The following is a 12571-nucleotide window of genomic DNA, read 5'->3' as shown; positions in this document are numbered from 1 at the left end:
ACGGGTTAGCCCTTCGGAAATTAGATAAATCGTACCTATTGCGCTCTACGATGCTCAGTCGGCACGATTTCCTAAATTTCTTTCAGGGCTGAGCGAACCCGTTCCGCTTTTCTTATTTATTCAAATATTCTGTCAGTCCGGCATTGCGGAGTTTGCACGATGGGCATTCGCCGCAACCGCCGGGAACGCCCATATAACAAGTATGGGTATGTTCCTCGATGTAGGCGAGACAGCCCAGCTGATCAGCCAGCTCCCATGTCTGCGCTTTGGTCAGGTACATCAACGGCGTTTCGACGTTGAAATTGTAATCCATGGCCAGGTTCAGGGTCACGTTCATCGATTTGACGAACACATCCCGGCAGTCCGGATAACCGCTGAAGTCCGTTTCGCACACGCCTAGGATAATTATGCGGATGCCTTTGGACTTGGCAAAGATGCCGGCCAGCAACAGGAACAGAGCATTCCGTCCATCGACAAAGGTGTTCGGGTAGTCTTCGGCATCGGCTTCCTTGATGGTCTGCGACTCGTCCATCAATGCGTTCGTCGTGACTTTGCCCATGACGCTCGCGTCCAGGATGTGGTGCTCGACCCCCAAATCTTTGGCGATCCAGGCCGCCCGTTCCAGTTCGATGCCATGGCGCTGGCCATAGCTGAATGAAAGTGCCACTGTGTTTGCCGCGCCGTACTTTTGGATGGCTTGGATCAGGCAAGTTGTGGAATCCTGCCCGCCTGAAAAGATGACCAAGGCTTGTTTTTGCGTTGTCCCATTCACATTTTCCATCTAGCGGTTATCGACTTTCTCAGGATAAAGATCGTGCTGCGCCAATCGTTGCCAAGCCACGTCTGCCCATCTTGTGTCGGGTTTGCCGTAGTTGCAGTAAGGATCGATCGAGATGCCGCCTCTCGGTGTGAATTTGCCCCACACCTCTATGTATTTCGGCGCCATCAATGCAATCAGATCCTTCATGATGATGTTCATGCAATCCTCGTGGAAGTCGCCGTGGTTGCGGAAACTGAAAAGGTAAAGCTTCAACGATTTGCTTTCGACCATGATCTCTCCCGGGACGTAGGAAATGTAGATGGTCGCAAAATCGGGCTGTCCCGTCATCGGGCACAAGCTTGTGAATTCGGGGCAGTTGAATTTCACGAAGTAATCATTGTCAGGATGCTTGTTCGGAAAAGTCTCGAGGACTTTCGGATCGTAGTCCTGCGGATATTTAGTCTGTTGGTTGCCTAATTGGGTGATGCCGTTCAGATCGGCTTCATTTCTGCCTGCTGTCATTGTTTTTCCTCCTTGCGCTTAGGGTTTTAATAATGCACTTTTGTAGAATCGTTTTTCCAGTGCCTGCACCAAAAAGTAGCCGACGAATGCCGGTACCGATTGGCCGATGCAGAGGCTGACGACAAGCGGCAGGAACGGGATGGCCAACAGTTGCGACAGGTAGATAGGCACAACGATTCCAGGGATGAAGATGATCGGCAAAATCAGACACCACTTCGGCAGGTTGTATTTGCGGACAGCGTAAACGAGCGAAGCCGTGATGATACCGACGAGGGTTCCTCCAAGCATGTCAATGATCCCAAGTCCGCCGAAGAACAGGTTCGACATAAGATTGGCGAGACCAGCCGGGATGATCAGAAACGGGTTAAAATAAGCTAGGGCGTAAAGAGTTGTGGCGATGCGGATTTGATATTGTCCAAAAGCGAAAGATTGTGTCAGAGCCATGATGACGATGTACATAGCGATATACATTGCTGAGAAAGTCAATTTTTGTGTTTTTGTGAATGATTTTTGCATCGGTCCACCGTTGCCATAAATCTAACTAAATCTAGTTTATGTTTGCTTCCCTGTTCTTCGTGCCCGATTTGGTCCTGACGGACTACTTTCGTTTGATGCAGCACTCCGAGGGCGTAAATTCCGATGCAACGAATCGTACATATCCGAGTTACCGTTAGACTGCTTGGTAATCCCTCAGATTGTAGCTTGCGTTCAGATCCCTATCGCAATGGTGGCCGCAGGCGCAGTGGTAGACTCGGTCGCTACGTTTCAGGTCCTTTTTGAGCGTTCCGCAGTTGTTGCACAACTTGGAGCTCGGAAACCACTGGTCTGCTTCCACAAATTCAATGCCATTTAGTTCGCATTTGTATTGCAGGCATTGTTTGAAGAAATAGAGTTTCTGATTTGCGACCGCCTTAGCCAAAGGCTTGTCTTTCATCATGCCGCGGATGTTCAACGTTTCCATCACAATGCGGGAGGGTTTGGATTTCACGATCTCCGCCGTTGCTTGATGGACATGATTGGTTCTGATGTTGGCTAAGCGTCGGTGCTGCTTTCGGATTTCACCTTCTAGATTTAGGAGATGTTTAGATTTAGGCGTTCCTTTTTTGTATTTTTTGCTTGCACGCCGCTGCAATCTCTTGAGGCGTTTCTCCGCTTTCCTCACGGAGGCTGTCTTGTTGATGTTGTTGTAAAAAACGCCATCGGAGGTGACAGCTAACTCCTTGATGCCGATATCCACGCCGACATTTCGACCATCCAATTCAACTTTTACCGGATTCACCTCGATGCCAACCGTCAGATACCAGTATTTGCCGTCGAACTTGATGCGCGGGTTGTAGTATTTGCAGTCCACGGGCAACAGTTCGTTGGTTTTCACCCAACCGATTTTTTCCAACAGAACGCGGTTGCCTTTCACTCTCAGCTTGACGCAGTCATTGTAGAAACTCGGCGTGGAGCGGCGTTTGGTCTTGAAACGGGGATGCTGAGCTTGCCCCTTGAAGAAGGCTTTGTAGGCTTTACAGGCATCCTTGACCGCTTGTTTGACGACATTATTGGAAACGTTGTTCAACCAGGCGTATTTTTTGCGCTTCTTCATCTTGGTGATGTGCCTACGCAAGTCATTATCGCTGATGAACGTCCCACCGAAGCGATGGTTCATTTCCTGCATCCGGATCGTGTAGTTGTACGCCCAGCGGGCAACGCCGGCTGCTTGGTAGAGTTTGGAAGTTTCGTCTGTCAAAATCAAACGGACCTTCTTAGTCAGCATCATCTCGCATCATCCCTTTCTATACGCAAAGTATAGAGGAAATGGAATCAAAAATAAAAGAATTGAATGCATTTGAGGAGATTTTTATTGACTGTTTAAAAGCCTCATAATACTTTATTCAACGCCTTACAGGAATATGCACAAAAAAAGACGCACGGATGCCGAGAAGGTTGTCTCTAAGGAGAGAACAAGCCAACTCAAAAAACATTCCTGCGTTTTGATTGCATGATTCTATTACCCTAGTTTTATTTTACGACAGGATGGTTACGAACTGTCCCGAACAGTTTAACAAAGAATGGTGTTCTTGCCAAGAGTGGTTTTCGAAGTTTAGCGAGCCAAGTTTGTATAAGGGAATTTATTTGATTATAATGAAGATAAAGATAACGCTATTACAGTCGCATATGAGGGCAGTAGGTTCAATCAGCAGGAAGGATGAATAAAATGGACTACATCAAAAGCCACATCAAGAAAAGCATTTTTATCGAAGCACCGCTGGGAAAAGTATGGCAATACGCCGCCAATGTGGGGAATTGGGAAGACATTCATGAGGGCCTGAAAATCGTCAAGCAGATCAGTGGGGACGGCGGCATGTCCAGTGTCTACAAAGCAGAATACGACATGTTCGGGAAAATGGTGCCGGTGAACATCGAAGTGCAGCAGGCGGAGCTGTTCCCTGAGGAGTTCGTCATGCGCGCAGCCATCCGGGTGGACACTGTCGATCCGGCCGAAGATTCTTTCGTGCGGCAAAATTACACGGCCAAAGCGGAGGAAGGCGGAACGACCTTGAATTTGGAAAGCATCCAGAATATTCCTTATGTCGATAAGAACAAAATATTCGACAAAGAAGCTTACCAGGAAAAACGGGATGAAATGGCGCAGCAAGCAATCGAGCGGATCAGGCTGTTCTGCGAAGAGTGAATTGGTGCAAACGGTGATGGTGGAACTGGAAGCGGAACCCTTTACGGGATTCAGTTCCAGTTCCGTTTTTAATTCCATCCCGCACACTCGTTTTCACAAAAACGCGGATTTATTACGTTTTTCCTGTTATACTGAGACGACAAATCAAAAGTGAAAGTAGGACAAGATGAATTATACAACATTTGAAGACTTCGCAATCAGCGAAGAAATCGTTACGGCACTAAAGGCATTGCGTTATTTCAAACCGACGCAAGTACAACAGGAGGTCATCCCGATGACCTTAAAGGGCAAAGATATCATTGTCGAATCGCAGACTGGCAGCGGCAAGACCGTCAGTTTTGGCGTACCGTTGTGCGAAAGTGTAAACTGGGAGGAAAACCGTCCACAGGCGCTGATTTTGGTTCCGACAAGGGAGCTGGCCTTGCAGGTGAAAGAGGACATCACCAACATCGGACGGCTGAAGCGGATCAAGGCCACTGCTGTCTTCGGCAAGACTTCCTTCGATACGCAAAAATCGGAATTGAGACAGAAAAGCCATATCGTAGTCGGCACTCCGGGCAGGGTATTGGATCATCTGCAAAAAGGGACAATGAAATTTGACAAGATACGCTACCTGGTCCTTGATGAAGCGGATGAGATGCTGAATATGGGCTTCATTGAGCAAGTGGAAGCCATCATCGATTTCCTTCCGAAACAAAGACAAACGCTGCTGTTCTCCGCGACCATGCCGAATGAAGTGGTGCGTTTGGCCAGTTTCTATATGAAGCACGACCGCGTATCGGTGAAAATGGAAAGCGACGAGGCATCCAAGCCGAAGATTCTGCAATCCTTCATCCGTGTCCAAGAGTCGGGCAAACCCAAGCAACTATTGGATCTGCTGACCGTTGAGAATCCGGACAGCTGCATCATTTTCTGCAATACGCAGGAAGCCGTAAACGGACTGTACACATTCTTGAGCAAAGCCGGTTTGCCGATCGATAAGATGCACGGCGGGATGGTGCAGGATGACCGCACAGCCGTCATGGAAGATTTCCGCAAAGGCAGGCTGCGTTATTTGGTGGCTACTGATGTGGCTGCGCGCGGGATTGATGTCGATAACGTGACGCATGTCGTCAATTATGATGTCCCTGAGGAGAAAGAGAGCTTCATCCACCGTACCGGCAGGACCGGCCGCGCCGGTAAAACAGGGATAGCCTTGACCTTGGTTACGCCTAATGAGGAAAGAAGCTGGCAGGCAGTGAAAGACTTCGCTCAGCAGGAAATCACCGAAATCAATCCGCCGAGCGCCCGCTTCGTGCAGCATCATAAAGCGACTTTCGAAAAGAAACTGCAGGAACGCCCCGTCATCAAACAGGCACGCAACCGGGAATTGAACAAGGACATCACCAAAGTCTATTTCAACGGCGGCAAGAAGAAAAAACTGCGCGCCATCGATTTCGTCGGCACACTGACCAATATTCCCGGCATCGATGCGGATGACATCGGCATCATCACGATCCAGGAAAACGTGACATACATCGAAATCCTGAACGGCAAAGGCCCCTTTGTGATTTCTGAGATGCAGAACCGCACCGTCAAAGGCAAAGCGTTGAAAGTACACAAAGCAAAGAAATAGCTGAAATAAAATTAAATGATTGATTGCGACGACCCGCATGTCTCCGTTAAACGAGGAGCTTGTCGGGTCGTTTTGATGCGCTTGCCTCAAGATTTCGGGTGGCATTCCTGCCCGACAGGGGCTATACTAAGAACCAGAAAGTGGTGAACCAATTGAAACCAGTCGCAACATATGAAGAAATAGAACAGCAACGCGAAGACAAATCGATTCTGTATGTGGATGTCAGGAGTCCTTCCGAATTTGCGAAGTCAACCATACCTGGTGCCGTAAACGTGCCCGTCCTGAATGATGAGGATAGGAAAACAGTGGGGACGCTTTACGTTGCCGGCAAGATCGATGACGCTAAAAGCCATGGCATCCAAGCCATTTCCCCAAGATTACCTGAGATGTTCAGCCTCTTCCAGGAGTATACAAAAGCCTATGACCAAGTCGTCATCTTCTGCAGCAGGGGGGGATTCCGCAGCAATTCAATTTTTTCCTTGCTCAAATCCTTGGGAATGACTGTTTACCGGATGGAAGGCGGCTACAAAAACTACCGCAGCACGATCAACAGCCTGATCCCAGTGTTGTTCGAAAAGGTCCAATTTGTGACTCTCTACGGCAATACCGGGACCGGGAAAACAGCCATCCTGGAGGAACTGAAAAACCGAGGAGCCAATGTGCTTGATTTGGAGGCTTGCGCCAACAACAGAGGATCCGTTTTCGGAGGCGTCGGCCTTAAGAAGAAGCAGCCGCACAACCAAAAAATGTTCGAAAGTCTGTTGGTCGAAAGTGCCGCTGGCTGGAAGGAACCGCTGATCGTCTTTACCGAAGGCGAAAGCAAGCGGATCGGACAGGCCGTATTGCCGCCTTCCTTGGTTGATGCGATGAATAGAGGCCTTAACCTGAACATCGAAGCCTCATTGGATTACCGGATCGGACAGATCAAAAAGGATTATCTCCACAGCAATGAATCGGAGCTGATCGCAGCGCTCGAACGCTTGAAACCTTATTTGAACGAAGCGCGTGTCGAGGGTTATAAGGAGCAGGTACGCCAGAACGATTTCGATGCGGTCATCGAAGATCTGTTGGTGAAATACTACGATCCCCGCTACAATTTCAACAAAAAGGAATTCGCAGCCATCTTCCGGAACGAAGATGCCGCAGCAACGGCCGAAACCATTCTGGAATGGATGAAGCACAGCAACGATTGATCAGATAGAAAATAAAACAGAGCAGCTGCCCTTGGTCGGGGTGGCTGCTCTGTTTTGTTGGGTATTTTGCGAGAAGGCACTCGTCAAATTTAGCCGCTCGTGCCCTGGTTGTCCGATTCTTCCGGGTTATCGGACAACGCGTAGAGCATTCGCAGTCTGGTTGTCCGATTTCCCCCGGTTATCGGACAACTTTTCATTTCTATCCTTCTTCCGCCAAGCTCCTCAGCGCTTTGGCTGCATAGTCGATTTCCGCCATCGTATTGAAGCTGGAGAAGCTGAAACGGACCATGCCGTTTTTTTCAGTTCCAAAAGCTCGATGGATGAGCGGTGCACAATGGGCGCCGGGGCGCACAGCGATTGCGTAATCCATGAAGAGCGCATCGCTGAGGTCGCCGGAGGACCAGCCCTCCAGATTCAGCGAAACGACCGGCGCACGCTCGACGTTTTCAGCGAAGCTGCCATAGAGGGTGATTCCCGGGATGTCCTTGATCTGGTCATGGAAGCGGGAAGTCAGTTCCTGCAAGTGCCTAGTGATCGCTGCCAGCCCTTTCTGGCTGATGTAATCCAAACCGGCGGAAAGGCCCGCCAAGCCATGGACATTCTGGGTGCCCGGCTCGAACAAAGTCGGCATCTCTGTCGGGTATTGCTTGTCGAAAGAATGGAAGCCGCTGCCGCCGGTGAACACCGGCACGAAAGCCAAGGGTCTGTCGCCGAGGCAGATGCCACCCGTTCCTTGCGGGCCGTAGAGTCCTTTATGGCCGGTGAAGCAGAGGATATCGATGTGCTGCTTCACCATGTCAATGGCGAGGACGCCTGCGCTCTGGGAGGCGTCGACAATCAAAATAAGATTGTGCTCCCGGCAAAAAGCGCCGATCCGTTCTAAATCTACGGTATTGCCGGTGACATTCGAAGCATGGTTGACTACGACTGCACGGGTATCTACTCGCAACAAGCGCTCGAAATCAGAATAAAGGAGCGTCCCAAATGCATCGACTCCTACAAAGGATAGGGCAGTGCCCTGTTCTTCAAGTTGGTAAAGCGGACGCAGGACGGCGTTGTGTTCTGTCACAGTGGTGATGATGTGGTCCGCCGGCTTCAGCAAGCCCTTCAGGACCATGTTCAGCGATGCGGTGGCGTTGGCTGTAAAAGCGACGTTTGCCGCATCCGGCACACCGAATAGGGCTGCCGTTTTTTGGCGCAGCGTTTCCGTCAAACGTAAAGCATTCAGGGAAACGGTATGGCTGCCGCGTGCCGGGTTGCCCAGCTGACCGTCGGCGATGGCGTGGTAGACAGCTTCAGCCACCGCAGCCGGCTTCTTCAGCGTGGTTGCGCTGTTGTCGAAATAATAGAGTTCAGTCATGCCAAACCTCCACGGATTTTTTTCGGTTCTCAAAACGCACCTCGTAGCAGCCATCATTGGAAATGGAACGCTCCGACAACAATGCTCGGACAGCGTTCAGTTCGTCGAGATGCGTCTGCAGCACCAATCCGCATCCGGCCGAAATCTGTTCCGGCATGGGAATCAGCCGGCATTCCTGACCGGCATCCCGGACAACGGCTTCTGCGGCTGCCGCGGCCTGGGACGTCGGAAACGCGACGATGCCGTAGTGTTTGCGGTCGATCATGGCGATACGGTCTTGGCGGTGCGCAGGATTTCAACGATGCGGTACATGTTCGTGTAAGCACCTACCGCCAATTTGTCCTTCACGCCGTAAAATTCCCCGCAGATGCCGCAAGTCAGCACCTCGACGCCGTCTTCCTCCAGCGCTTTGAGGTCGTCCAACACGGACGAACCTTCCGTTGTCAGCAGCGCGCCGGCATTGTAGCAGAGCACTTTGTCGGGCAGGACTTCCTGCTCCGTCAGGGAGAAGAGGAAGCTTTTCATCAGCGTTCGGCCCAATTCCTCGCTGCCGTTGCCGATGAAGTCGCTGTTCAATACGACGACATAACTTGCTCCGGATGATGCGACTGTGTCGGCGGCTTGATCCGGAAGCGCAGGGTATTCAGCGGCATCTGGTTCATTGCCGGCGTTCGGATCGGAAAGCTGGACTTCATAAAGGGAATCATTGATTTTTTCGACTTGGACGGACAGTTTTAGCTGCTCCGCCATCTTGGCAAGGTTCTGCGTCGCAATCTCATTGTCCACGCTGATGAGTATGGCCTCCCCGTTGCTCTCCTTCAAAGCCCGTTTGGTCAGAATGACCGGCATCGGACAAGCTTGTCCGACGGCATCTATTTTTTTCATGCCTTTTTCCTCCTGGTTAAATCATATTTTTGTCATGCTTTTCTCAATGGACGACCGTGATCTTCTTGGTGTCCTTTTCGGTCACTTCGCCGATGATGCCGCAGGGCAAGCCCAATGCTTCGATTTCGGCAAGCAGAGCGGCCGCTTCTTCGACAGGGACGCTCACCAGCAGGCCGCCGGATGTCTGGGGATCGAAAAGGATTTCCTCCAAGGCATAGTCATCAATCTGGAAGTCCACATCGGCTTCCAAGTGATTGCGGTTGCGTTGTCCGCCGGCTGTGATCAGGAATTCCTGGGCTCCCTGATAGGCTCCGCTCAGGCAAGGCACACTGTCGGCGTAGACTGTTGCGGAACAGCGGTCGCTGACCATTTCCGACAGATGCCCCAACAGGCCGAAGCCGGTGATATCGGTGCAACTGTGGACTGTGTACTTTTTCAGGACTTCCGCTGCATAACGATTCAACGTCGTCATCGAGACGATCGCCTGGTCGAAGGCTTCCTGCGCCATTTCCCCGGCGCTGTAGGCCGTCGTGATGATGCCTGTTCCCAATGGCTTCGTCAGCAGCAGGACATCGCCTGGAACGCAGGTATCATTCCGGTAGATCCGATCGGGATGGACTCTGCCCAATACCGAGAGACCGTATTTGGGCTGGGGGTCGTGGATCGAATGCCCACCGACCAAAACGCCGCCTGCCTCCTGGACCTTCTTGAAGCCGCCAGCCAAAATTTTCCCGAGTGTATCGGTGCTTTTTGTTTCGGGCCAGCAGACGATGTTCATGGCCGTCAACACTTCGCCGCCCATCGCAAATACATCGCTCAAGGCGTTGGCAGCAGCGATTTCCCCGAAAAGCGTGGCATCCGCAACCATCGCGGGAAAGAAGTCCAACGTCTGGATCATGGCCGTCTCGGCGTCTATCCGGAATACCGCCGCATCATCGGACGAGTCGAAACCGACCAAAAAATTCGGGTTCTCCTGTTTCGGAAACTGGCTGAGCAGGTCGCCCAGCACGCCGGGTCCGATCTTCGCATTGCACCCACCGCAGATAAATAGTTCATTTGATAATTCCTGTTCCATATTTCTCACTCCTGTAGGTCTTGTCGTGTTCACCTTCCAATTATATACCACCAGTCAAAGCATAAGGCGGATAATCTGCATATTTTATAAGTGGAGTGTCTGATCGGACAGAACCGCAATATTTTTTGTGCGGGAAAAATAGGCCGCGGATGTGATATGATGAGGAGGTCATTTCTGACGGTTTGCCATTGCTTCCTTGAGTGAAGGCAAGCCCGTTCAGGAATATTCGGTTAACGGGAAAAGATAAACAATTAAGGATGGATGCAAGTGGATAAAGAATTGCTGTACGCGACGCTAAAAAAATATTTCGGATATGACAGCTTCCGGGAAGGCCAAGAGGAACTGATCACGAACACCCTGCAAGGGAAAGACGTGCTCGGAATCATGCCGACGAGTGGAGGGAAATCGCTCTGCTACCAACTGCCGGCGTTGCTGCTGGATGGCATGACGATCGTCGTTTCCCCGCTCGTGTCCTTGATGAAGGATCAGGTGGATAGCCTGCGGGAAATGGGGATTGCCGCGGCATACTTGAACAGCACGCTCTCCAGGGAAGAGTTTCTGCAATTGATGGACGATATGCGCTCCGGCCAGCTCAAACTGCTCTACATCGCGCCGGAACGGATAGACAACGAGTCATTCATGAATGCTTTGCGCTTTGTGAAGGTGCCGTTGTTGGTGGTCGATGAGGCCCACTGTATCTCGCAATGGGGCAGCGATTTCCGTCCTGCCTACCAAGGTGTGGCCCGGCTGTATGATCTGTTCGACAGACGTCCGATGGTTGCCGCCTTCACCGCCACGGCCACCGAACCGGTCCAGGACGATATCCTGGTTCAATTGCGCCTGCAGCATCCGTTCCGGTTGGTGACCGGTTTCGACCGCAGCAATTTGGCCTTCAGCGTGGAAAAGCCCGCCGACAAGTTCAAGTTCCTCGTGAAGGACCTCAACCCTAAAGAAGCGAGCATCATCTATTGTTCGACCAGAAAAAATGTGGAATCGGTCCAGAAGAAATTGGAACAAAAAGGCTTTGCCGTGACGCTTTACCATGCCGGGCTGCCGGAACATGAGCGCCAGCGGAACCAGGATGATTTCCTGTTCGACCGCAAACCGATTATGGTCGCAACGAATGCTTTCGGCATGGGGATCGACAAAAGCAATGTGCGGACCGTTTACCACTACAACATGCCCAAAAACATCGAAAGTTATTACCAAGAAGCCGGAAGGGCGGGGCGTGACGGAGAGGAAGCGCGTGTCATCCTGCTGTTTTCGACGCAGGATATCATCATCAATCAGTTGCTGAACAGCAAGACGAATGACAGCGAAGCGACCAACAAATTGAATAAGATGATCAATTACTGTTACACGAACCAATGTCTGCGCCGGTACATCCTGGAATATTTCGGCGAAACGACAGCTGAGCTGAATTGCCAACATTGCTCCAACTGCCTGCGCCGCACGGAACAGATAGACATCACGGAAGAAGCCCAAAAAATCCTGTCCTGCGTCGTGCGGGTGCGCGGACGTTACGGCGTCCAGAAAATCATCGGCATCCTGACGGGGAGCAAACAGAAGGGCATCACCGATTTTGGGCTGGATAAGCTGAAGACATACGGCCTGATGAGCGCCTATAATGATGGGGAAATCCGCGAAATGATCGGGGTTTTGATTGCGGATGAATACCTGCAGGTGACAGGCGATCAGTATCCGTTGATCCAAGTCACTCCGAAAGCGCTGGAAATCCTGAAGGAAGGTAAAAAAGTCGGGATGTCCTATGCGGTTGAGACCGGCAAGGGCACCGCCAAACAGAGCGGAGGCGGCTTGTACGATACCGAGCTGTTCGACCGATTGCGCAGTGTGCGCACGGAAATGGCGAATGAGCATGGGATCCCTTCCTATATCGTCTTTTCCGACAGCACGCTGCATGAGATGGCCCGCAACTTTCCGACCGATGATGACGGCTTCCTTCGCCTGTCCGGTGTCGGCGAAACGAAGCTGGAGCGCTACGGCGAAGTGTTCATGGGTGTCATTTCCGATTATCTGAAGGAGTTTCCTGATGCCAAATCGATTCTGCAGCAGAAACGGCTGGAACAGAAAGAGCAGGAAGGCAATCCGGAAACCGCGGAAAAACGCCCGAAACCGGCGCAGAAAAATTACGCCGGCACTACTTTTGAGGAAACCTATCGCCTTTATAAAGAAGGCAAGACGGTCGAAGAGATCATCGCCATCCGAGGCCTTGCACGGATGACCATCGAAAACCATTTCCGCCATTTGGCTGAGTTGTCAGCATACGAAATGCGTTTGACGGATTTCGTCACGGATGAGCAGGCGGAGGCCATCGCCAGAGCGATTGAGGAAGCCGAGGATCAGCATCTGAAACCACTCAAGGAAAAACTGGGGGACGACTACAGCTATTTCCAGATCGGGATGGTGTTGGCTTTCCGGAAAAGAGAACAGTAGAATGACTTAGAATAAGTTCAGGGA

Annotated in this window: 12 protein-coding genes; 4 read left to right on the top strand and 8 right to left on the bottom strand. The window is 51.2% G+C overall.

Annotation, left to right across the window (positions count from 1 at the left end; all coding sequences use genetic code 11):
- Window positions 1-112: 112 nt before the first annotated feature.
- The 4 genes from queC to WBV27_RS00975 form a co-directional block, all read right to left on the bottom strand.
- Window positions 113-781 (bottom strand): 7-cyano-7-deazaguanine synthase QueC, encoded by a 669-nt coding sequence (gene queC / locus WBV27_RS00990; RefSeq protein ID WP_424198621.1) that lies wholly within the window; start codon window positions 779-781, stop codon window positions 113-115.
- Window positions 782-1282, bottom strand: a complete 501-nt coding sequence (queF, locus tag WBV27_RS00985) for a preQ(1) synthase (protein WP_086989253.1) — start codon at window positions 1280-1282, stop codon at window positions 782-784.
- An 18-nt stretch (window positions 1283-1300) separates the two neighbouring features.
- On the bottom strand, window positions 1301-1798 hold the full coding sequence (locus WBV27_RS00980) for a QueT transporter family protein (RefSeq protein ID WP_140185451.1): 498 nt from the start codon (window positions 1796-1798) through the stop codon (window positions 1301-1303).
- Between the two features lie 154 nt (window positions 1799-1952).
- Window positions 1953-3050: an RNA-guided endonuclease InsQ/TnpB family protein gene (locus WBV27_RS00975; protein WP_424198618.1), complete on the bottom strand. Its 1098-nt coding sequence runs from the start codon at window positions 3048-3050 to the stop codon at window positions 1953-1955.
- A gap of 438 nt (window positions 3051-3488) precedes the next feature.
- Here WBV27_RS00975 and WBV27_RS00970 point away from each other — a divergent pair, with 438 nt between their 5' ends.
- The 3 genes from WBV27_RS00970 (at window position 3489) to mnmH (ending at window position 6773) form a co-directional block, all read left to right on the top strand.
- Entirely contained in the window at window positions 3489-3965 is a 477-nt protein-coding gene (locus WBV27_RS00970) for a hypothetical protein (protein WP_424198616.1), read from the top strand.
- Between the two features lie 166 nt (window positions 3966-4131).
- Window positions 4132-5580, top strand: a complete 1449-nt coding sequence (locus WBV27_RS00965) for a DEAD/DEAH box helicase (protein WP_424198614.1) — start codon at window positions 4132-4134, stop codon at window positions 5578-5580.
- A gap of 152 nt (window positions 5581-5732) precedes the next feature.
- On the top strand, window positions 5733-6773 hold the full coding sequence (gene mnmH, locus WBV27_RS00960) for a tRNA 2-selenouridine(34) synthase MnmH (RefSeq protein ID WP_424198612.1): 1041 nt from the start codon (window positions 5733-5735) through the stop codon (window positions 6771-6773).
- A gap of 199 nt (window positions 6774-6972) precedes the next feature.
- On the opposite strand, the gene WBV27_RS00955 is transcribed toward mnmH, so the two are convergent.
- Genes WBV27_RS00955 through selD form a run of 4 tightly spaced genes read right to left on the bottom strand, consistent with a single transcriptional unit; the run spans window position 6973 to window position 10093 of the window.
- Window positions 6973-8133, bottom strand: coding sequence for an aminotransferase class V-fold PLP-dependent enzyme (locus tag WBV27_RS00955; protein ID WP_424198610.1), 1161 nt, complete (start codon window positions 8131-8133; stop codon window positions 6973-6975).
- Window positions 8126-8398: a DUF3343 domain-containing protein gene (locus tag WBV27_RS00950; protein WP_424198608.1), complete on the bottom strand. Its 273-nt coding sequence runs from the start codon at window positions 8396-8398 to the stop codon at window positions 8126-8128. Before WBV27_RS00950 ends, WBV27_RS00955 begins: the two co-directional genes overlap by 8 nt.
- Window positions 8395-9018 carry a sulfurtransferase-like selenium metabolism protein YedF gene (gene yedF / locus WBV27_RS00945; protein WP_424198606.1) on the bottom strand — a complete coding sequence of 208 codons (624 nt, stop codon included), beginning with the start codon at window positions 9016-9018 and terminating at the stop codon, window positions 8395-8397. Before yedF ends, WBV27_RS00950 begins: the two co-directional genes overlap by 4 nt.
- A 43-nt stretch (window positions 9019-9061) precedes the next feature.
- The gene (gene selD, locus WBV27_RS00940; RefSeq protein ID WP_424198604.1) at window positions 9062-10093 is read right to left on the bottom strand and encodes a selenide, water dikinase SelD; all 1032 of its coding nucleotides are present in this window, start codon (window positions 10091-10093) and stop codon (window positions 9062-9064) included.
- Window positions 10094-10360: 267 nt separating this feature from the next.
- Between selD and recQ the strand changes: the two genes are divergently transcribed.
- Window positions 10361-12547, top strand: coding sequence for a DNA helicase RecQ (gene recQ, locus WBV27_RS00935; protein ID WP_424198602.1), 2187 nt, complete (start codon window positions 10361-10363; stop codon window positions 12545-12547).
- The last annotated feature ends 24 nt before the right edge of the window (window positions 12548-12571 follow it).

The organism is Trichococcus sp., assembly GCF_049589555.1.
Lineage (GTDB): Bacteria > Bacillota > Bacilli > Lactobacillales > Aerococcaceae > Trichococcus.
The sequence above is the reverse complement of the archived record's forward strand: the minus strand, read 5'-3'. Positions and strand labels throughout refer to the sequence as shown.

Excerpts from the sequence above, each read along its gene's own strand:
- queC (WP_424198621.1), bottom strand. The coding sequence starts at position 781 with ATGGAAAATGTGAATGGGACAACGCAAAAACAAGCCTTGGTCATCTTT.
- yedF (WP_424198606.1), bottom strand. The coding sequence starts at position 9,018 with ATGAAAAAAATAGATGCCGTCGGACAAGCTTGTCCGATGCCGGTCATT.
- WBV27_RS00980 (WP_140185451.1), bottom strand. The coding sequence starts at position 1,798 with ATGCAAAAATCATTCACAAAAACACAAAAATTGACTTTCTCAGCAATG.
- WBV27_RS00975 (WP_424198618.1), bottom strand. The coding sequence starts at position 3,050 with ATGATGCTGACTAAGAAGGTCCGTTTGATTTTGACAGACGAAACTTCC.
- queF (WP_086989253.1), bottom strand. The coding sequence starts at position 1,282 with ATGACAGCAGGCAGAAATGAAGCCGATCTGAACGGCATCACCCAATTA.
- WBV27_RS00970 (WP_424198616.1), top strand. The coding sequence starts at position 3,489 with ATGGACTACATCAAAAGCCACATCAAGAAAAGCATTTTTATCGAAGCA.
- WBV27_RS00965 (WP_424198614.1), top strand. The coding sequence starts at position 4,132 with ATGAATTATACAACATTTGAAGACTTCGCAATCAGCGAAGAAATCGTT.
- WBV27_RS00950 (WP_424198608.1), bottom strand. The coding sequence starts at position 8,398 with ATGATCGACCGCAAACACTACGGCATCGTCGCGTTTCCGACGTCCCAG.
- selD (WP_424198604.1), bottom strand. The coding sequence starts at position 10,093 with ATGGAACAGGAATTATCAAATGAACTATTTATCTGCGGTGGGTGCAAT.
- WBV27_RS00955 (WP_424198610.1), bottom strand. The coding sequence starts at position 8,133 with ATGACTGAACTCTATTATTTCGACAACAGCGCAACCACGCTGAAGAAG.